The sequence below is a fragment of the Streptomyces sp. NPDC127038 genome, from assembly GCF_042725875.1.
Taxonomy (GTDB): domain Bacteria; phylum Actinomycetota; class Actinomycetes; order Streptomycetales; family Streptomycetaceae; genus Streptomyces.
The window spans coordinates 24865-45119 of record NZ_JBHXDQ010000002.1 but is presented as its reverse complement, the minus strand read 5'-3'; the positions used below and the strand labels follow the sequence as shown (position 1 = coordinate 45119).

The 20255-nt window shown below is 72.0% G+C and carries 16 protein-coding genes, 1 tRNA gene and 2 pseudogenes; 14 read left to right on the top strand and 5 right to left on the bottom strand.

The features are described from left to right. Window positions 1-150: 150 nt before the first annotated feature. Window positions 151-321 (top strand): annotated as a pseudogene (locus ACFWI4_RS01680) (ATP-binding protein); the annotation flags it as partial. A gap of 617 nt (window positions 322-938) precedes the next feature. On the opposite strand, the gene ACFWI4_RS01675 reads toward ACFWI4_RS01680, so the two are convergent. Beyond that, complete coding sequence (locus ACFWI4_RS01675; RefSeq protein WP_387189683.1) at window positions 939-1460, bottom strand: DUF2231 domain-containing protein; 522 nt, start codon at window positions 1458-1460, stop codon at window positions 939-941. A 146-nt stretch (window positions 1461-1606) separates the two neighbouring features. After that, window positions 1607-3973: a heavy metal translocating P-type ATPase gene (locus tag ACFWI4_RS01670; protein WP_387189681.1), complete on the bottom strand. Its 2367-nt coding sequence runs from the start codon at window positions 3971-3973 to the stop codon at window positions 1607-1609. 139 nt (window positions 3974-4112) lie between these two features. On the opposite strand from ACFWI4_RS01670, the gene ACFWI4_RS01665 reads away from it, so the two are divergent. From ACFWI4_RS01665 to hemC, 11 genes and pseudogenes are all read left to right on the top strand, one after another. After that, window positions 4113-4799, top strand: a complete 687-nt coding sequence (locus tag ACFWI4_RS01665) for a response regulator transcription factor (protein WP_387189678.1) — start codon at window positions 4113-4115, stop codon at window positions 4797-4799. Continuing rightward, on the top strand, window positions 4796-6196 hold the full coding sequence (locus ACFWI4_RS01660) for a sensor histidine kinase (protein ID WP_387189676.1): 1401 nt from the start codon (window positions 4796-4798) through the stop codon (window positions 6194-6196). Before ACFWI4_RS01665 ends, ACFWI4_RS01660 begins: the two co-directional genes overlap by 4 nt. A 387-nt stretch (window positions 6197-6583) precedes the next feature. Beyond that, window positions 6584-7627 (top strand): FAD:protein FMN transferase, encoded by a 1044-nt coding sequence (locus ACFWI4_RS01655; RefSeq protein WP_387189674.1) that lies wholly within the window; start codon window positions 6584-6586, stop codon window positions 7625-7627. Next, window positions 7624-8391: a ferric reductase-like transmembrane domain-containing protein gene (locus tag ACFWI4_RS01650; protein WP_387189671.1), complete on the top strand. Its 768-nt coding sequence runs from the start codon at window positions 7624-7626 to the stop codon at window positions 8389-8391. The genes ACFWI4_RS01655 and ACFWI4_RS01650 overlap by 4 nt, the downstream gene beginning before the upstream one ends. Beyond that, window positions 8388-9704: an NADH-ubiquinone oxidoreductase-F iron-sulfur binding region domain-containing protein gene (locus ACFWI4_RS01645; RefSeq protein WP_387189668.1), complete on the top strand. Its 1317-nt coding sequence runs from the start codon at window positions 8388-8390 to the stop codon at window positions 9702-9704. Before ACFWI4_RS01650 ends, ACFWI4_RS01645 begins: the two co-directional genes overlap by 4 nt. Further along, entirely contained in the window at window positions 9695-9961 is a 267-nt protein-coding gene (locus ACFWI4_RS01640) for a ferredoxin (RefSeq protein ID WP_387189666.1), read from the top strand. The genes ACFWI4_RS01645 and ACFWI4_RS01640 overlap by 10 nt, the downstream gene beginning before the upstream one ends. Window positions 9962-10094: 133 nt before the next feature. Next, window positions 10095-10208 (top strand): annotated as a pseudogene (locus ACFWI4_RS01635) (IS5/IS1182 family transposase); the annotation flags it as partial. Window positions 10209-10358: 150 nt separating this feature from the next. Next, window positions 10359-10484, top strand: coding sequence for a hypothetical protein (locus ACFWI4_RS01630; RefSeq protein WP_387190176.1), 126 nt, complete (start codon window positions 10359-10361; stop codon window positions 10482-10484). After that, complete coding sequence (locus ACFWI4_RS01625) at window positions 10481-11404, top strand: MFS transporter (RefSeq protein WP_387190160.1); 924 nt, start codon at window positions 10481-10483, stop codon at window positions 11402-11404. The genes ACFWI4_RS01630 and ACFWI4_RS01625 overlap by 4 nt, the downstream gene beginning before the upstream one ends. Before the next feature lie 10 nt (window positions 11405-11414). After that, window positions 11415-11774: a hypothetical protein gene (locus ACFWI4_RS01620; protein WP_387189664.1), complete on the top strand. Its 360-nt coding sequence runs from the start codon at window positions 11415-11417 to the stop codon at window positions 11772-11774. A gap of 439 nt (window positions 11775-12213) precedes the next feature. Next, window positions 12214-13146: a hydroxymethylbilane synthase gene (gene hemC / locus ACFWI4_RS01615; RefSeq protein ID WP_387189661.1), complete on the top strand. Its 933-nt coding sequence runs from the start codon at window positions 12214-12216 to the stop codon at window positions 13144-13146. A 73-nt stretch (window positions 13147-13219) separates the two neighbouring features. Here the strand turns inward: hemC and ACFWI4_RS01610 are convergent, their stop codons facing one another. Beyond that, window positions 13220-14890 carry a beta-1,3-glucanase family protein gene (locus tag ACFWI4_RS01610; RefSeq protein ID WP_387189659.1) on the bottom strand — a complete coding sequence of 557 codons (1671 nt, stop codon included), beginning with the start codon at window positions 14888-14890 and terminating at the stop codon, window positions 13220-13222. A gap of 269 nt (window positions 14891-15159) precedes the next feature. Here ACFWI4_RS01610 and ACFWI4_RS01605 point away from each other — a divergent pair. After that, window positions 15160-15233 (top strand) — tRNA-Met (locus ACFWI4_RS01605). A 136-nt stretch (window positions 15234-15369) separates the two neighbouring features. On the opposite strand, the gene ppdK is transcribed toward ACFWI4_RS01605, so the two are convergent. After that, window positions 15370-18054: a pyruvate, phosphate dikinase gene (ppdK, locus tag ACFWI4_RS01600; protein WP_387189657.1), complete on the bottom strand. Its 2685-nt coding sequence runs from the start codon at window positions 18052-18054 to the stop codon at window positions 15370-15372. 384 nt (window positions 18055-18438) lie between these two features. On the opposite strand from ppdK, the gene ACFWI4_RS01595 reads away from it, so the two are divergent. Beyond that, window positions 18439-19362 (top strand): carbamate kinase, encoded by a 924-nt coding sequence (locus tag ACFWI4_RS01595; RefSeq protein WP_387189655.1) that lies wholly within the window; start codon window positions 18439-18441, stop codon window positions 19360-19362. A 69-nt stretch (window positions 19363-19431) separates the two neighbouring features. On the opposite strand, the gene ACFWI4_RS01590 is transcribed toward ACFWI4_RS01595, so the two are convergent. Further along, complete coding sequence (locus ACFWI4_RS01590; RefSeq protein ID WP_387189652.1) at window positions 19432-20112, bottom strand: CBS domain-containing protein; 681 nt, start codon at window positions 20110-20112, stop codon at window positions 19432-19434. Window positions 20113-20255 lie beyond the last annotated feature (143 nt).

The window sequence follows — 20255 nt, the reverse complement described above, 5'->3', positions numbered from 1 at the left end:
GATGTGCCCGCCAGGTGTGGCGGTGTTGACCGCCTGCCCGGAGGCATCGGTGCACGTGATTGTTGCCCGCGTGTACGCAGTGGCCGCGAGGTTGCTGCCTGTGTTGGACGCGGGCACCGAGTCCGGCGGGAAGACGGCGGTGGCGTCGGGACCAACATCGCTCGGCACGCCCAGGCCGGCCGGGCCGACGTGGTGCTGACGACCGACGGCCGTGAGGTACGTCTGAAGGTCTCCGACGACGGGGTGGGCATTCCGGCGGACGGCCGCCGCAGCGGACTGCGCAACACCGGTGGTGCCGTGGTCGACTGGCAGGTCCCGCTGCCGGCGAAGTGGGGCGTTCCCAGCGACACGGGGGATCGATCGTGTATTTCGGGCCCGCTCGGCCCACGACGCGGACGTTTCCGGATGGTCATCGCCACTGTCTCCGGGGCCGGTCGGCCGCCCGAGGAGGAGCAAGGCCGGGTCCGTCTCGCTGATTCCGGCACATCACGTGCTGTCCCGTTCCGGCTGGCATCCCCTGCCTCGCGATCGGCCGGAGCGCATATCGGCGCGTCATGGGCGCACTTTCGGGTCACGACATGTCAGCAGGGGGCCCAGTAGGGTGAGTTGCCGGTCTACGACTGGTGGGAGCGCACGGAGCTCCCGGGGTAGCGGCTGCACGGAGCATGCGGCCGGAGGGGTGTCGCCGGGCGACGCCGTGCACTGGGGGCCGGGCCCGCCCCACCACTGAATGGTGACCGGCTCACGGGGCGCGGGCCCGCTCCCGTGTCCCACCGGCTGACGGGTGAGGGAACGCGCGTAGGTGCTGACGCGTGCGGCGCACGCCGTCAGCTCACCCGCGGTCCCGACCGGAGGCGTCGACCGGCCCCGGAGACCGTCGCGGTCCGGCCACAGGGCCGGATTGTGTTGGTGACAGGGCTCGAGGCCGGTCTCGTCCGTCAGTCGTCGCCGTGCTGCGTGGCCGTCTTCGAGTAGTTGTCGTGCCAGGCGGCCTTGGCGCCCGAGTCGCCGATCCGGTAGACGTCCACCACGGCGCCGACCGCGACGGCAACCGCAACGATCGCGACCGCGCCCCGGACCAGTGCCGAGGACGACCAGGAGGAGGCACCCGCCGTGCCGTCCGCGGCGGGCGCCGAGCGGCGGGCCGTCCACCAGATGACGGCCGAGATCACGAAGAGGCCGAGTACCCAGGGCAGCAGGCCGTCGCCGAGTTCGGCGTGCTTGCGCACCAGCGGGTCGCTGCCGACGTGCCGTTCCAGCCACTCACCCGCGTGTGTGGACACCGGCACGGTCGCCAAGGTCACGAGCGCAAGGACGGGCAGCAGCAGGCCGAGCCGCCGGGCTGCCTTGGGCCACGCCGCGCACACTACGAGCGCCAGGGCGCTGAGCGGCACGAGCACGATGACAAAGTGGACGAAAAGGACATGTGCGGGTAGTCCGTTGACGAGCGTGAGACTCATGTGGGCTTTCTCCATGGGGGGTTGGACGGACCAATGGCGTGCGGATTGGATCTCTGGAGGAACGTCGGCACCTTTTCACAGCGATTTCTCAGTTGCCTCTGAGTCTCGTCCGGATCGTTGACCCCTTGGGACACGAGCAGTCCGGCTCAGGGAGCGAGGGAGAAGTAGCTCTCCTCCTCCTGGCTGAAGTGCAGACGGAGAACGGAATGGAGCCCGTACAAACAGGCGCGCAGGTCGTCGAGTTGTTCCGGCCTCAGGCCGCCCGTCTCGTCCGCCATGCGCAGGTGGGTCGTGATGCGGCGGCACAGACGGGCGATCTCGGTGTGGGCCCGGCTCATGGTCTCGGTGGTCTCCGGTCCGCCGAGCTGTCTGTTCAGCGCCGGGTAGAGCTGGTGCTCCTCCGCGAGTTCGTGAGGGAGCAGCCGCGTCGTGAGCAGGTGGTCGACGTGGCGCACGGCGGCCAGAGACCCCGCGGCGTCCTGCGCCGAGAGCAAGCCGGCGGCTTCACGGATGGCGTCCAGGGCGTCCCTGAGGTCGTCGTGTTCGGCCGCGAAGCGGTGGATGAGGTCCTCGGCGTCCGGTTCGAGAGCGGTGCGGGCGCTGCGGGGCGGGAGCAGCGCGCGCAGGGCGTTGAGGATGACGGCGACGTCGATGCCTTCTTGAAGAAGGGCTCCGACGGCGGGTGGCAGCCATCCCAGGGAGGCCGCGATCATGGCGGCCAGCGACAGCGCCATCCCGACGACGGCGCTCTGGACCGCGATCCGGCGGGCCCTGACGGCGATGTCCATGGCGTCGGCGAGTCGGTCCACCCGGTCGGTCGTGAGGATGATGTCGGCGGCTTCGGAGGTCGCGGTGGAGCCGCGAGCTCCCATGGCCACGCCGATGTCGGCGGCGGCCAGGGCGGGAGCGTCGTTGACACCGTCGCCCACCATGACGGTGACGGCCCGTGCGCGTTCCGCGCGCACCGCCGCGACCTTGTCGGCGGGAAGCTGACCTGCCCGGACGTCGTCGAGGCCCAGCACGGCTCCCACCTCGCGGGCGGGCTCGGCACGGTCGCCGGTGAGCATCAGCAGCCGGGTCAGCCCGGCCGACCGCAGCCTTCGGACGGTGCGGGGGGCGTCGTGGCGCAGCGGGTCCTGGAGCAGGACGGCACCGGCGAGGGTGTCGTCGACCGTGAGCCAGGCGACGGCGGCTCCGTCGAGAACGGCGCGGTTGTCCACGACGTGGGCCCAGTGGGGGAGTGCCGCCGGGGCAAGCCCGGGCCTGCCGACGGCGAGGCGGAGGCCGTCCACGGTGCCTGCGGGGCCGCGGCCGGGTTCCTCCGTGGCGTCGGCGGGCATGGACAGCGTGAGGTTCCGTGCTCGTGCCTCGCGGACGATCGCGTCGGCCAGCACATGCGCCGAGACCTGGTCGAGCGAGGCGGCCAGCCGCAGCACCTCGGAAGGGGAACGCCCGGGTTCGGCGGCGACCGCCAGGACGCGCGGCCGTCCGACGGTCAGGGTGCCGGTCTTGTCGATGACCATGGTGCGTGCCCGGCCCAGCCGCTCCAGCGACCCGCCGTCCCTGACGATGACACCGCGACGCGCCGCCCTCGACAGTCCCGAGACGACGGCCACAGGGGCCGCGAGCAGCAGCGGGCAGGGAGTCGCCACGACGAGGACGGCGACCGCGCGTTCGGCGGAGCCGCTCACCAGCCAGGCGAGGCCGGCCATCCCCAGGGACAGCGGCAGGAACCACGCCGCGTAGCGCTCCGCCAGCCGCACGGTCGGTGCCCGCTCCGCGCCCGCGTGCTGAGCCATCCGGACGATCTCCGCGTACGTGCTGTCCCGTGCGGTGGCGGTCGCCCGGAGTTCGAAGACACCGCCCGCGTTGACGACGCCACTGCGTACGGGCTCGTGGGTGCCGCGTTCGACCTGGGCGGACTCGCCGGTCAGCACGGACTCGTCGAGTTCCGCTGTACCGGCCAGGACGCTTCCGTCGACGGGGACCACATTTCCTGGGCCGACCACGAGCACGTCGCCGACGACGACATCGGCGAGCGGGACCACGGAGACCTCACGGCCGGTGCGGCGGCGGGCCGAGCGGGGTGCGTGCTCCAGCAGTGCCCGCAGGTCGTGGGAGGCGCGGCGCTCGGCCGCGGCGTCCAGTGCCCGGCCGGTCGCCAGCATCAACGCGATCAGCGCGCCCGCCAGGTACTCACCCACCGCGAGGGTCCCGACCAGCGCCAGCACGGCGATCAGGTCGACGCCGGCCCGTCCCTTGCGCAGCGCGGCCACGACCCAGGACACGGCGGGAAGGACGGCCAGCACCGTCCCGGCCGCCCAGCAGGCGTCGGCGACGCCGTGGTTGCCGGCCGCCCAGGCGATTGCGCCGCTCACCAGGGCGAGTGCCGTCGAGGCCAGCAGCGTCGGTTCGAGCAGCCGACGGACATCCCGGGCCCGCGGCGGTGCCTGTCCGTCTCCGGTGTTTCTCGTGTGCGACACGGCAGCGGGCCCTCCGGCGTCTCCGGACATGTCACGCCTGCGAGCGCGACAGCGTCTCCGGCTGTCCATGCAACCGCGCGCACCGCGCCGGAGGGGAGGGCCGCACGGGCCACAGAGAGGGGCCCACCGGCCAAATCCGGGCACGGACGACGGACCGTACGATGTCGGTGTGCTTGTTCTGGTGGTCGAGGACGACCCGGGGATCGCCGCCTCCCTCGTACGGGGCCTGGAGCGGGCCGGGTACGAGGCACGCGGCGTCGGCACGGGGCGGGAGGCGCTCGCGGCGGTCCCGGAACCCGACGTGGTGCTGCTGGACCTGGGGCTGCCCGACCTGGACGGCCTGGAGGTCTGCCGCTGGATACGGAGCCGTTCCGACGCGGCGATCATCGTCGTGACGGCGCGCGGCGAGGAAGCCGACCGGGTCGCGGCCCTGGACGAGGGCGCCGACGACTACCTGGTCAAACCGTTCGGCCTGGCGGAACTGCTGGCACGGATCCGGGCCGTGCTCCGCCGCGTCCAGCCGTCCGGTTCAGCGTTGCTGCGCCACGGCCCCCTCGCGGTGGACCCGCGGACCCGCAAAGTGACCGTCGACGGCCACGACGTCGCGCTCACACCCAAGGAGTTCGACATCCTGGAGTGCCTGGCCGTCGACCCGGGGCGGGTGGTCACCCGGCAGGAGGTCCTGGAGCGCGCCTGGGACGCCCACTGGTACGGCCCCAGCAAGGTGCTGGACGTGCACATCGCGGCGCTGCGCCGCAAGCTCGGCGTCCCCGGACTGGTGGAGACCGTGTACGGCCGCGGATTCCGCCTCGGCGCACCCGAACCGGGCCAGGAGCCGGACGCCGGTGCGCGATGACCCGACGCATCGCGCTGACCTTCATGGCCCTGATCGTCCTGCTGCTGGTGCTGGCGGTGGTGCCGCTGGGACTGTCCATGACACAGCGCGAGCACACCTCATTCCGGGACACGACCGAAGCGGCGAACCGGACGATCGCCGCCTCGGCCGAGGAGTACCTGTCGGACCACCGCTCTCCCGCCGACATGCGACGGCTCCTGGATCAGGCCGAGCGGGCAGGTGACTGTTCCGCGGTCTTCGACACGGCGGGACAGCCCGTGGCGGCCACCGGATGCCCCGGACGAACCGAGGGCGATGAGGACGATCAGGCCGCAGGCAACTGGGGCGACCTGGCGCACCAGGTGCTCGTCCACCCGGGAACAGCGGCACGTGAGCGGGACGACCGGCTGGTCGTCGCGGAGCCGATCGGCGACACCACGCGTCCGGTCGGGGTGTCCGTGCTGTCCCGGTCGGCGGAGAGCATGCACGACCGTATCGCCTCGATGTGGTGGCGACTGGCGCTGATCGGCGCCGGCGCCCTGGTGGCGGGCGTGCTGTTGTCGGTGGCGTTGGCCCGCTGGGTCGGGCGCCCGCTGCGGGCCGTGGACGCCGCCGCGCTGCGGCTCGGCGAGGGTGCGCTGGACGTCAGGGCGCCGGGCGGGCGGGGGCCGCAGGAGGTGCGCCGACTCGCCTCGACGTTCAACACCATGGCGGCCCGCACGGAGACCCTGATCCACGGGCACCGCGCGGTCGTCGCCGACGTCTCGCACCAGTTGCGTACGCCGTTGACGGCGCTGCGGCTGCGGCTCGACCTGCTGGCGGCGGGCGCCGACGACGCCACGGCGGCGGAGTTCGCCGGTGCCCAGGAGGAGATCGCCCGGCTGTCCCGGCTGGTGGACGGGCTGCTGGCGGTGTCCCGGGCTGAGAACGCGGTGCCCAGGCCGGTTGCCGTCCGGGTGGACCAGGTGGTGGACGACCGGGTCGTCGCGTGGGAGCCGGTGGCCCGGGAGCGGCGGGTGTCGCTCACCGGGCGCTGCGGCGCCCGGCTGACGGCATACCTGGGGGCGGGGGATCTGGAACAGGTGATCGACAACCTGGTGGCCAACGCCCTGGATGCCGTGGGCGAAGGAGCGGCGGTCCGCATCGAGGGAGAGGCGACGCGTGAGCGGGTGCTGCTGCGCGTGGTGGACAACGGGCCCGGGATGAGCGAGGCGGCACGCGAGGCGGCTTTCCGGAGGTTCGGTAATCCGGAAGGGTCCGGCAGCGGCCTGGGTCTGGCCATCGTGCATCGGCTGGTCACCGCCAACGGCGGCTCCGTACGGCTGGAGGACACGGCCGGAGGCGGGCTGAGCGTGATGCTGGAACTTCCCGCGCCGGCGCCGCACGGGCCGTCGCGTGGTCCGCGGACGGGATCTTAACCGCTTGTGAAGAACTCCTGAACTGGTTCCCGACGGGCCGCGAGGCAGCCTGGTGAGTGGGACAACCGGCCTACTGGCGAGGAGTTCATCCATGCCGCTTCCTGAGCAGCCCGCAGACTCGGACCGATCCGTGCGGGACGCCGTCCGGCGCCGTGAACGAGGGCGGCGACGCGTGAGCGTCACGACCCGGTGGGCGGCGGCCGCGGCCGTCGCGGGTACCGCGGTACTGGGCGCCGGTTACGCACAGGTGATCCCTGGGATCGCCCAGACCGCCGCACCTGCCGGTCACGGCAGCGGCACGTCCACCGGCACGAGCGGTGGCCTGAAGCCTTCGAGCCAAGCGCCCACGCCGACCCCGCAAGCGCCGCAGACCCAGTCGGGTGCGTCGTGAACGCCACACCGGCGGGCGCCGTCGGTCGCCCCGGAACCGGCACGCGCACCACACCCCCGGCCGGAACCGCTCGCCCCGTCACCAACAGTCCGGCCCACGCAGAGCCCGCAACAGCGGTCTTCTCCGCGCTCGGTACCACGGCCGTGCTGCTCACCGCGGACCCGTCCCGGGCCGGCGACGCACTGCTGATCCTGCGGGCGGAAATGGCCTCCATCGACGCGGCGTGCAGCCGGTTTCGTCCCGACTCAGAGCTCTCCCGCGCCAACGTCACGGCCTGTGCCGGTCCGGTGCCGGTGAGTGCCCTGCTCGCCGAGGCCCTGGAGGCGGCCCTGCGCGCCGCCGAACTCACCGACGGCGCCGTCGACCCCACGGTGGGCCCGGCGGTCGCGGCTCTCGGCTACGACCGCACCTTCAGCGAGGTGGCCGCGCGGCAGCCCGAGGGCACTGGACCGACGACCGCGCCACTCCCCGCCGCCGGCTGGCAAACAGTCCGCTGGGACCCGGCGCTGCGCCTCCTGCGCCTTCCCGCCGGCACGACGCTCGACCTCGGCGCCACGGCCAAGGCCCTGGCCGCGGACCGGGCGGCCCGGCGGGCCGCCGCCGCAGTGGGCTGCGGCGTCCTGGTCAACCTCGGCGGCGACCTGTCGGCGGCCGGCGATCCGCCGGACGGCGGCTGGCGGGTCGCGATCGCCGACGACCACGCGGCTCCGGACGCGGGACCCGGACACCCGGTCGTCTCGATTCGTGACGGCGGCCTCGCCACGTCCGGCACCACCGTACGGACCTGGCGGCGCGGTGGCCGGACGCTGCACCACATCGTCGACCCGGCCACCGGCGACGTCCCGCCGCCCGTCTGGCGCACCGTCAGTGTCGCCGCGGCCAGTTGCGTGGATGCCAATACCGCCACCACCGCCGCCCTGGTCCTCGGTGAACGCGCCCCCGACTGGCTGCGCGGCACCGGGCTTCCGGCCCGTCTCGTCCGCACCGACGGAAGCGTGCTGTACCTGGGGGCCTGGCCCGCCGACGGGGACAGCCGATGAACGGCGCCGTCCTGCTCGCCTCGGGTCCGAGCCCGCTCTGGTACGCCACCAGGGCCAGCGGCACGGTCTCCCTGGTCCTGTTGACCGCGGCGGTCGCACTCGGCATCGCGGCGGCGGGCAAGTACGCGCCGTTGCGCCTGGGCCGGTTCGAGGTGTCCGCGCTGCACCGCAATCTGTCGCTGCTCAGCCTGGCCTTCCTGGGACTGCACATCGTCACCGCGATCACCGACGGCTACGCCCACCTGACCTGGCCGACGGCGTTCGTTCCCTTCGTGGCCTCCTACCGTCCGCTCTGGGTCGGCCTCGGCGCGGTGGCCCTCGACCTCCTGCTGGCGGTCGCTCTCACCAGCGCCGTACGCGGGCGCCTGGGCCGCCGCCGGTGGAAGGCGGTGCACTGGCTGGCGTACGCGGCCTGGCCGGTGGCGCTCTTCCACGCGGCCGGTACCGGCACGGACACCCGCCTGAGCCCGCAGCTCGCGCTGTACGGGGCCTGTCTCCTGACCGTCGTGGTCGCCGTGTGGTGGCGGCTGGTCCGGGCCGGGACGCAGGCGGATCGGGTCCGCCGGTGGGCGACGGCGGCCACGCTGCTGGTGCCCGCGATTCTGGTCGCCTTCCTGGCCGCGGGCCCGTTGCAGCCGGGCTGGGCGCACCGCGCGGGCGGCACGACACAGGCGCCCGCCACCGCCCCGTCCACCCCCCACCCGTCACCGACGCCCCAACAGCACACCCAGCAGGACGAACACGAGGGAGACGACGCCGAATGAACTCCGACACCGCCACCGTCCTCGCCGGAGCACATCCGGCGGCGCCCTGCGGCCCGCACGGCGAACGCCTGCTGTCCGGCTGGTGCGACACTGGCCGGCCCGCCGGCCTCACGGAACACCTCGCCCGCTACGGCCCTCCCCCGCTGCTCCAGGCACGCGGTCGCGGGAGCGCCATGCCACTGGTGCGCTCCGTGGAGGAGGCCGGGCTCACCGGCCGGGGCGGCGGCGGCTTTCCGACCGGCCGCAAGCTCCGCTCGGTAGCCGGGGTCAGGGGGCCGGCCGTGCTCGTCGCCAATGGGATGGAGAGCGAGCCGGCCAGCCACAAGGACGAGGTGTTGCTGTCCTTCGCCCCCCACCTCGTTCTGGACGGCGCGGCTCTGGCCGCCGTCGCGGTCGGCGCGAACGCGGTGCATCTGTGTATGCCCCGCACACGGGCGGCGCAGGTCGACCAGCTGACCGCGGCGGTCGCGGAGCGGCGCCGTGCCGGGCTCGACCCGGTGCCGGTGCAGATCCACGGGCTGCCTCACCACTTCGTCTCCAGCGAGGAGACGTCCCTGGTCAACTGGCTGAACGGCGGCGACGCCCGCCCCCGGTCCACCCCGCCGCGCCCCTTCGAGAAGGGCGTCGCCAAACGACCCACCCTGATCGGCAATGTGGAAACCCTGGCCCACCTGGCGCTGATCGCCCGCTACGGCCCCGCATGGTTCCGCGCGAGCGGAAGCTCCCAAGCACCGGGCACCGCGCTGGTCACGGTCTCGGGCGCCGTTCGTCAGCCGGGGGTGTACGAGATCCCGGCGGGGAGCTCCGTGACGGCGGCACTGAGCCGGGCCGGCGGACCTCACGGACGGCTCGGCGCCGTGCTCGCGGGCGGCTTCTTCGGCAGCTGGCTTCCGGTGCCGCTGAGTACCATGACGCCGGAACGGGGCGCGGGTGTCCTGGTGGCGCTGCCTGAAGGAGCCTGCGGGCTGGCCGAGACGGCAGCCGCGCTCGGCTACCTGGCAGCGCAGAGCGCCCGGCAGTGCGGGCCGTGCCGGTTCGGCCTGCCGTCCGTCGCCGAGGACTTCGCCGCGCTCGCCCGGGGCCACGCCGACGCCCAGCTGCTGACCCGGCTGCACCGCCGCCTCGGACTGCTCCCGCGGCGTGGCGCGTGCAGCCATCCCGACGGCGCGGAGCGGCTGGCCGCCTCGGCGCTGCGGGTGTTCGCCGACGACGTCCACCGGCATGTGCACACCGGACCGTGCGGGGCCGCGTTCGCCCCCCTCGTCCTGCCGGTGCCCGACGTCCGGCCCCCGGAGGAGGGGGAATGGCGATGACCCGTGCCCGGACCCGCGTACTCGCCGTCGATTTCGCCGCCTGTGACGGTCACGGACTCTGCGCCGAACTGCTGCCCGAACTGATCGGCTCGGACGAATGGGGCTACCCCGTGCTCAGGGACCCCAAGGTCCCAGCGGACCTTCTGGTCCACGCCCGACGCGCTGTCGCCGCCTGCCCGGTGATGGCACTCCGCCTGGACCGCGTACCCGCTCCCGCTCCCGGCGGGCCCCCGAGCCGCACCTCTCGGCACCCGTGAGATCAGGTACTCCCGCCGTTGAGGCAGCGCAACGTTGCGCACGGCCTGCGACGTCTCCTCGCATCACTGAGTGGCCATGGCCTGCTCGCCGAGGCAGCGGATCTTGGCGTGCGTGCTGTTGTGCCACCTGACCGCCGCTCGTACCCACGGCATCGTCGACGCACTCGCCGAGGCCGGAGTGAAGTGCTGGGCCGACAAGGCTTATCAGGGCGCTGGCGGTTCCATCCGGGTGCCCTTACGCGGCCGTCGCCTCAAGGCGTGGCAGCGCAGGGGCCTCCACCTCTTCAGCGCCTGTTTGCGAGCTCAGTTCTGAAGTGCGCCGGGAGATGGCCTGGTCACGATGTGGTGAACGGGCCGAGTCACTACGCTGAGCGCCTTCACGCCTCGGGCGGTTCGGTTGGTACGGCGGAGAACGCTCGGACAGGACTTTCGGCAGCTGTGGGGCGCCTACGCGATCAGCGCAGCAGGCAGTGCCGTCGGCATGGGGGCGTTGCCGCTGATCGCCCTGCTGGTGCTGGACTGACGACCAACTGGATCAGCGTAAGCGTCGGGCCGCCTGCTGGCGGGCTTCTGATCGGAGCCCTGGGCGCGGCCGCCACAGTGACGGTCGACGCCATGTCCTTCCTCGGATCGGCTCTGGGCATCCGTCGCATCCGGCGGCCTGAACCCGCGCCACCGCAACGCGCCGCCGGCTCTCACCTGGGCCGCGACATCGCTGCCGGATGGCAGTACCTCCTACGGCACCCAGGGCTGCGGCCGCTGTTCTTCAACGCGCTGCTCTTCGGCGGATCCGTCATGATGACCTCACCGCTGATGGCCGTTCTCATGCTGGATGATCTGGGCCTGGCACCGTGGCAGTACGGACTGGCCCTGGGGTTGCCGTGCGTGGGTGGCGTGCTGGGCTCACGTTTGACGGCACTGCTCACCCGGCGATTCGGGCAGCGTCGCATCCTGCTGCTGTCCGGTGTGGCACGCACGTTCTGGACGATCCTGCTGCCACTGACACCCTCAGGTGCCCTCGGCGTGTTCGTCCTCGCGGCCGCCGACTTCGGCCTGCTCTTCTCCGCCGGAGTCTTCAACCCGTCGTTCACCACGTATCGCATGGCGGCCACACCGGACACTCTCATGTCCCGCGTCGCCACCTCCTGGTCCGTCGGTTCAAAGACGTGCCAGGCCGCCTTCATGATCGCCGGTGGTCTCGTCGCCGCGGCAGCGGGAGTACGCGGTGCCCTGCTCATCGCCGGCCTGGTGTGCATGGCGAGCGCATTGCTCCTGCCATGGCGAAAGGAACCCATCTCCACTGGCCATGTTCCAGTGCCCACCACGGAAGCGGTTGCATCCTCGCCACAGACAGTCCCTCCGTCTACCAGGGCTAGCGCAATGAGGTGGATCGGCTCTGATCGCTGCGTCCGAGGCAGAGGTCGAGCGTTCGGTCCGCTGTGAGGACGTCGCCATGGCTCGTGTCGCGGACCGCGGCTACGGCCACGACATCCACCGCGACCAGGCCGGTGCCCGCAGCATCCACTTCCACCGGGTGCGCCTCACGGACACGGGCCGCGTGCGGAATCGGAAGGTGTACGAGATCGATGACCGCGAGGTGCCCTCCGCCGACCCGGCGAGGCTGACCGTGTTCGGTGCCCCCGGAAGTCCCAGGCGGCCGCCGGCGTCTGGCGGGTGTGGCCGAGGACGCGCCGTCCGGCAGCAGTGGAGCGACCTCGACGTCGAGGGGCGCGCTGTGGCGGACTTCCTGCTCGTCCGGCTGCCGTCCGAATGGTCGTACGGCAAGGCGAGCTGGGAGATCAACCTCGGCTGAAACTACAACTGCAAGCACTGTTACCTGGGACTGAAGGTCAACTCGGGGATGCCGTGGGGGGACAAGGAGCGCTGCCTGGACGCCATGGCCGAGGCGGGCGTGCTCTTCCGCAGGTCAGGGGAAAGTCGCAGGTCAGAGCGTATTTTAGAGTCCCACTGACAGGGGCATCGGCCGCCGACGCCGTGGCGCAGGACGCGTACGGCCCGGACGCCTCCTGGACGGCAGCCGTCGTCTGCGGGGCGCTGCTGCTTCTGCTGGCGGCCGCCGGGCTCCCGGTGGCGCGGTCCGTGGCCAGGCACCGCGGCGCCCTGACGCGGGACCCCTCTGCGCGGACCCTTCCCGGACCTCCGTCCGAATCTCGAACACCCTTGCCGTGTGGCTCAGTTGGGCCTCCTGGTTCGGATCGGGAGCCCGGCCTCGACGCACTATCGTGTACGACATGTCCACCCCTGAGCTGATCCGTATCGTCTCCCGTGACTCGCCCATGGCCCTGGCCCAGGTGGAGCGCGTCCGCGCCGAGCTCGGCGTGCTGCATCCCGGTCTTCGGACCGAAGTGATCCCGGTCAGGACGACCGGCGACAAATGGATGGGAGACCTGTCCCAGGTCGAGGGCAAGGGGGCGTTCACCAGGGAGGTCGACGCCGCGCTGGTCGCGGGGGAGGCGGACCTCGCGGTGCACTGCGTCAAGGACGTGCCCGCGGACCGGCCGCTCCCGGCCGGCACGACCTTCGCCGCGTTCCTCAAGCGCGACGACATCCGGGACGCCCTCGTCCACCCCGGCGGCCTGCTCCTCGACGAACTCCCCGCGGGTACAAGGGTCGGGACCTCGTCGGTGCGCAGGGTCGCCCAACTCGCCGCCTCCCACCCGCACCTGGACTGCGTGCCGTTCCGCGGCAACGCCAACCGCCGTCTGGAGAAGCTCGCTTCGGGAGAGGTCGACGCCCTCCTGCTGGCCGTCTCCGGACTGGAGCGCATCGGCCGCACCGACGTGATCACCGAGATCCTGTCGACCGAGACGATGTGCCCGCCGATCGGGGCCGGCGTGCTCGCACTCCAGTGCCGCGAGGCCGACACGGCCACCATCGACATCGTCAGTGGCCTGAACGACACCGCCACCTATCGGGAGGCCACGGCGGAACGCATGTTCCTGCATGTCCTCCAGGGCCACTGCAACAGCCCGATCGCCGGATACGCGAAGGCGTCCCGCGGTGATCTGTCCCTGCGCGCCTGCGTGTTCACCCCGGACGGCAAGACCGTCCTGAACGCGCACGAATGGGCCGGGCGGCTCAGCCCCTCCGACCTCGGGGCCTCCGTCGCGCTGGCCCTGCTGCGCCAGGGTGCCCGTGAGCTGATCGACGGCATCGCCCACTGACGCGGCGAACCGGCCCGACGGAAAGCGGTGCGACCCCCGGGGTGGGGGAGTCGCACCGCTGTCGTCGAACGGGTCAGCTGGTGAAGGTGAACCAGTTGATGTTGGTGAAGTCCGCACCACTGCCCGTCGAGAAGACCAGGTAGACGTCGTGGACTCCGGTGGCGGAGGCAACGACGTTCGCGGGAACGCTCTGCCAGGTCTGCCAGCCGCCGCTGCTGGCGAAGTTGATCTCGGCGATCTTCGTGCCGGTGGTGCTGTCGAGCCGCACCTGGACGGCACCGCTGACACCGGCGGCCGCACCCGACGCCAGCCGGGCGATGAACTGCTTCGGTGAGGCCGAACCGAAGTCGACCGAGGAGAACTTCAGCCAGTCACCGTTCCCGATGTAGCCCACGTCGCTGCCGCCCCCGGTGTCGGAGCAGCTCTCGGTGGTGGTCCCGCTCTGCGCCGAGTAGGACTCCGCCTGGATGGTGCTGTAGGCGCTCACGTTGCCCGTGCCGCCCCCGCCGCCTCCGCTGCTGGAGCCGCCGGCACCCAGGGTGATGTTCCACGAGGTGGGCGCGCCGTCCTGGATGTGCCCGTCGACGGGGGCCGCGCCGGTCGGGCCGACGTCGTCGTAGGGGAAGGCGTAGCCGATGGTGGCGTACTTGTGGACCAGCCGCGCGTAGTGGTTGGTGATCGGGTCCGTGTAGTACTGCGAGGACGTCACGCCGTCGGGGTTGTTGTTCCCGCCGGAGACCAGCAGCGAGCTGCGGTTGATCGCGGCGGCGAGCCGGGCGGCGATCGCCCCGCGCGCGTCCCCGCCGGAGTTGTACAGCGGACCGGAGGCGCAGCCGAAGATGTCCACGGCGCTCGGCTTGGTGAACGGCACGCCGTTGGTGTTGAGGCCGGAGAAGACGATGGCGTTGCCGGACACGGTGCCGGTGTAGTTGCCGATGCTGCCCTGGCCGTTGATGGTCAGCGGGGTGGACGCGTAGTGGCTCCAGACCCGGTTGAGGTAGTCGTCCCAGTAGCCGCCGAAGTCCGTCGGCGAGTGCGAGGGCGCCATGACGCGAAGTACCCCGCCGGAGGCGTCGGTGACCACCAGCTTGTCCCAGGGGGCGCCGTCGGACGCGTGCTGCGCCTGGAGACCGGAGGCGATGGAGGCGAGGGCGCCGGAGGGCAGCGGTGTGACCGACTGGTTGCCCCCGCTGCCGGTGCTCGACATCGAGATCGGCAGCGCCACCATGTCCACGTAGGAGATGTTGGCGTAGAGGTTGGCGCTGTTGAAGGTGAACTCGCAGAACGTCCAGCTGGTGGCGTAGTTGGGGTCGCCACTGGTCAGGGCCGGCTGCACGACGCCGGGCACGCTGCCCGGGTTGACGAAGAACTGGAGTTTCTTGTCGACCGAGAAATAGACGCGGCCGCTGGTGACGTAGTTGGTCAGGTTGACCGTGGTGGCGGCCGAACCTGAGGCGCCCAGCGCGATCGAGTAGTCGGCGATGGGGGTCACCGCGGAGGACGGGTTGGGCAGCCGGTTCAGGGCGCCGTTCGCCGAGACGAAGACCGGCCAGCCGCTGCTGTCGGTGCCGGATATGTACGCGTAGACGGTGTCGTGACCGGAGTTGTTCGCCAGTTTCACGGGGAGTGAGACTCCCGCCGCCGCCGCTGTGGACGTCAGCGGCGAGACCGGTGAGAACGGGCTGAGCGTGGCCGCGCCTGCGACGGCAGCGGCTCCGGTCAGGAAAGAACGTCGGGAAACCACGGGGGCCCTCCCGGAGGGGGTGATGTTCCGTCAACAACGTGACGGTTGGGGGGAGTTGTTTGCTGTGGGGTTCTGTGCGGAGGTGACGTTATTGGACTGGACCAATACAGTCAAGGTTGCGGAACTGTTTCTTCCAGGTAACGGGTGTCAGCACTTGATCGAAAAGGTCGGCGGTGGGGAATCGCGGAGCTCCGAGCTGCTCGGGACCACGGAGGCGCCGGAAATCCGAACGCGGGGGGACGGGCGGCTCGTATGATCGCCGCAGGGACAGGGCGCGTAGCGCAGAGGTCGTCGCGCCTTCACCTCATGTGGGAGGACGCCGGTTCGAATCCGGCCGGCCCTGTCCTGTTCAAGCCCGGCCGCGCAAGCACCCCGCGTGCCGGTCCGGTGCCGCGGCCCGTCGATCGCCGGGAGCGAGCGGGGCCGTTCGGCGGCGGCGGGTTCGACGCCTCCGGCCCGCCGAGTCCGACGTCCTCACCTCACCTGCTGTCGCTCGACCCGGTTCCGGGGAGTGCGGCGCGTCCGGCCTCCAGGCGCGCGACGGGGACGCGGAACGGGGAACAGGACACGTAGTCCAGGCCCGCCGCGTGGAAGAAGTGCACGGACTCGGGGTCGCCGCCGTGCTCACCGCAGACGCCGATCTTCAGTCCTGGACGTGCGGCGCGGCCCTCGTCCACCGCGATGCGGACCAGCCGGCCCACTCCGTCTCGGTCGAGCGTCTCGAACGGGGAGGCGGCGAAGATGCCCTTGTCGAGGTAGGCCGAGAAGAACGCCGCCTCGACGTCGTCGCGGGAGAAGCCCCAGGTCGTCTGGGTGAGGTCGTTGGTGCCGAAGGAGAAGAACTCCGCCTCCTCGGCGATCCGGCCGGCGGTCAGCGCGGCCCGGGGCAGCTCGATCATGGTGCCGACCGGGCAGTTCACGGGGATGCCCGACTCCTCGGAGACCTCTGCCAGGACGCGTTCCACCTCGGCCCGCTCGATCCGCAGTTCCTCGACGGCGCCCACGAGCGGCACCATGATCTCCGCCTCGGGACGGCCCCCGGCCCGCGTCCGCTCGACGACGGCCTCGGCGATCGCGCGGACCTGCATGGCGACCAGCCCCGGCACGACCAGGCCAAGACGCACACCGCGCAGCCCCAGCATGGGGTTCTCCTCGTGCATACGGGTCACCGCGCCGAGCAGCTCGCTGTCGTGCGGGTCCGGCCGCTCGCCCCGGGCCTCGGCGGCCGCGATCCGTACGGCGAGTTCCGTGCGGTCGGGCAGGAACTCGTGCAGCGGCGGGTCGATGAGCCGGATCGTCACCGGCAGCCCGTCCATCGCCTCCAGGATGCCGCTGAAGTCCTTGCGCTGGAGCGGCAGGAGCGCGCCCAGGGCCCGTTCCCGCTCGGTCTCGTCACCCGCCAGGATCATCGCCTCGACCAGGGTGCGGCGCTCGCCGAGGAACATGTGCTCCGTACGGCACAGCCCCACGCCCTGCGCGCCGAACCGCCGGGCGCGGGCCGCGTCCTCGGGGGTGTCGGCGTTCGCCCGCACCTCCAGTCGTCGTACGCGGTCGGCCCGCTCCAGCGCGTCGGCGACGGCCCCGACGAGCGCGTCCGGCCGCTCGCCGGTCTCGAAGTGTCGCATCACCGCGGAGTCGACCAGGGGAGCGGCACCCAGGTACACGGCACCCTGCGAGCCGTCGACGGAGACGACCGCGCCCTCCTCGACGACGGTGGTCCCCACGGTGAACCTGCGCGCACCGGTGTCCACCGTGATCTCCTCGGCCCCGCACACGCACACCCGGCCCATGCCCCGGGCGACGACGGCCGCGTGGCTGGTCCTGCCGCCGCGGCTGGTCAGCACCGCCTGCGCGGCGATCATGCCGGGCAGATCGTCCGGGGTGGTCTCCTGACGCACCAGGACGACCTTCTCGCCCGCCGCGGCCCGGCGGACGGCCTCGACCGAGTCGAACACCGCGGCGCCCACGGCAGCGCCGGGAGAGGCCGGCAGACCGTGCGCGAGGGGCTCGCCCACGGCCGAGGTGTCGAACCGGGGGAACATCAGCCGCGCGAGCCCTTCCCCGCCGACCCGGGCCAGACCCTCGTCCCGGGTGATCAGGCCCTCGTCGGCCAGTTCGGCGGCGATGGCGAACGCGGCCTCGGCGGTGCGCTTGCCGACCCGGGTCTGGAGCATCCACAACCGGCCGCGCTCGATCGTGAACTCGATGTCGCACAGATCCCGGTAGTGCCGTTCCAGCGTGGTCAGATGGGAACGGAGCTGCTCGTACGACACCGGGTCCAGCTCCGCCAGCGCCGTCACCGGGACGGTGTTGCGGATGCCCGCGACGACGTCCTCGCCCTGCGCGTTCGCCAGGTAGTCGCCGTAGAGCCCCGGCCGCCCCGTCGCGGGGTCCCTCGTGAAGGCGACACCGCTGCCGGAGTCGGCGCCGAGATTGCCGAAGACCATGGTCTGCACGGTGACCGCGGTGCCCAGGTCGTCGGGGATGCGCTCACGGCGGCGGTAGATGCGGGCACGCTCGCCGTTCCAGGACGCGAAGACGGCCAGCACCGCCTGCCGCAGCTGTTCCGCCGGGGACTGCGGGAAGTACGCGCCCGTCTCCCGGTGGACCAGGTCCCGGTACGACTCGACGAGCCCCGCCAGGTCCGCCGCCGTCAGATCCAGGTCGGTCGCCGCGCCCCTGGCCCGCTTCAGGTCGTCCAGGACGCCTTCGAACAGGGAACCGTCGACGCCCATGACCGTACTGCCGTACATCTGGATGAGACGGCGGTAGGAATCCCAGGCGAAGCGCTCGTTCCCGGAGACCTTCGCCAGCCCGACGACGGACTCGTCGTTGAGGCCGACGTCGAGGATCGTCTCCATCATGCCGGGCATCGAGAACCGCGCGCCCGAGCGCACGGACAGCAGCAGCGGATCGTCCGGCTGACCGAGCCGCCGTCCCGCCGCCTCCTCCAGGACCGTGAGACGCCCGGAGATCTCGCTCATCAGACCGTCCGGTTCTGAGCCGGTGGCGAGGAAGGCCCGGCAGGCGTCCGTGGTCACGGTGAAGCCGGGCGGGACGGGCAGTCCCAGCCGGGTCATCTCGGCCAGGTTGGCACCCTTGCCACCGAGCAGCTCGGCCAGATCGCGGCTGCCTTCTGCGAAGTCGTACACGAAACGGGCCATGACGCCGGTCTCCTCGGTCGGGTTGCGAGCGGGGGCACATCTCCAGCATGCGACCGGCGCGGGCGAGGACGCAGGTGCTGCCGGGCCCCTCCATCGGGCCGGTCGGCCCCTCGCGCGGGAGCCGGGCCGCTCGTACGCGTGGCCGGTGGGCCGTGCGGACGCGAAGGCCGGGACCAATGGGCCCGCGCGGGGAGGCTCGGCCTCTGCCCATGGGTGCCGGCAGCGCGAAGAATCGTGCCAGGACCGGCCGATCCGACGGTCCTCCGCCCCACCCGGCCCCGTTTCTCCGCGTCGCTTTGGGCTGCCAGTCGGAGAGCCACCCGCCTTCACGACAGCCCGCCCGCCGTCACGACCATCCCGCTCGCCCCCTTGGAGGACCGAGTCATGCGCATCGTCATCGCTCTGGGCGGCAACGCCCTGCTGCACCGCGGCGAACGACCCGACGCCGTCGTCCAGAAGGCGAACATCGACCGGGTCACCGGCGCGATCGCCGCCCTCGCCCATGACCACGAGATCGTCATCACGCACGGCAACGGTCCGCAGATCGGCCTGCTCGCCGTGGAGAGCGCCGCCGATCCGGCCCTGAGCGCCCCCTACCCCCTCGACCTGCTCGGGGCACAGACCCAGGGCTTGATCGGCACGCTGCTGGCCCGCAGCCTCCACGACGCACTGCCCGGACACCGGACCGCCGCCCTGATCACCCACACCCTCGTCCGGTCCGACGACCCGGCCTTCGGGCACCCCACGAAGTTCGTCGGCCAGGTGTACCCCTACGACATCGCGTCGGCGCTCGCGCGTGCGCGCGGCTGGCACATCGCCGCCGACACCACCGGCTGGCGCCGTGTCGTCCCCTCCCCGGAGCCCGAACGGATCCTGGAGACGGACACCGTCCACGACCTGCTCGCCGGCGGCACGCTCGTCATCTGCGCGGGCGGCGGAGGCGTGCCCGTCGTCGCCGACGCGGACACCGGAGCGCTCACGGGAGTGGAGGCCGTCGTCGACAAGGACCTCACGGCGGCCCTGCTCGCCGAACAGGTGAAGGCCGATTTCCTCCTCATCCTCACCGACGTGCCCTGCGTCTACACCGACTACGGAACCCCCGGCCAGCGGCCGGTCCTCGGCGCCACGCCCGCCGAACTGCGGCGGGGCCGCTTCCCCGCGGGCTCCATGGGACCCAAGGCCGAGGCGGCGGCCCGCTTCGTGGAACGCACCGGGGGACTGGCCGCGATCGGCGCCCTGGACGCGGCGTACGAGATCGTCCACGGCACCTCGGGGACACTCGTCCGCCCCGGCCTTCCGGTGGTGTGAGCGGCACCCGAGAGCCCGCAGGGGCCGGAGAGTCCGCCGGAGGGCGCGTCGTGCGGCGCGGCCGGCGGTTCAGGAGCCGTGCGGCCCCGGTTCACCGGCGTCCTCCGGCCCACCGGTGAGCCGCGGTTCGACGTCCACGACGCCCTCGACGGCGCGCACCAGACGTACCGCGACCGAGACGAGGGAGGTGTCACGGATGTGACCGCGCAGGGTGACGACCCCGTCGTGCACGTTCACGTGGATGGCGTGGCCGAAGCCCGGGAAGAGGGGGGAGACCACCGTACGGCGGACCTCCTCCGCGATCTCGTCGTCGGGCCGCAGGAACACCTTGAGCAGATCGGCGCGGCTGACGATGCCCTGGAGCATGCCGATGTCGTCGACCACGGGCAGCCGCTTGACGTGCCGGACGGCCATGATCCGGGCCGCCTGCGCGAGGGTGGCGTCCGGGTGGACCGTGACGGCGGGCGTGCTCATGAGTTCCGCCGCCCTGGTCGCCCCGGCCTTGGCGGTGTCCGTCAGACGCAGCGCCTGCTGGGAAAGGTTCCGCTCCTCGTAACGGAACTCCTCCTTGGGCAGCAGGTCGGCCTCCGAGACGACGCCGATGACACGCCCCTCGCCCTCCAGTACGGGCATGGCGCTGACCTTCCACTGCTCCAGCGTCCGCACGATCTCCTTGAACGGGGCGTCCCGTCCGACGGCCACGACCGTCTGGGTCATCACGTCACTGACGGTGAACTGAGTCTCGGTCATGTGAGAACACCTCTATTCGCCCTGCTCCTCTCTCCACTCTCCGCCCGGACGGAAGGCGCCGACATGGGCCGGACGGCCCCAAAATCAGGCCGAAACCGACGGTCCGGTACTCAGAAGAAGCTGAGAAATTCCTGTGCCAGGCT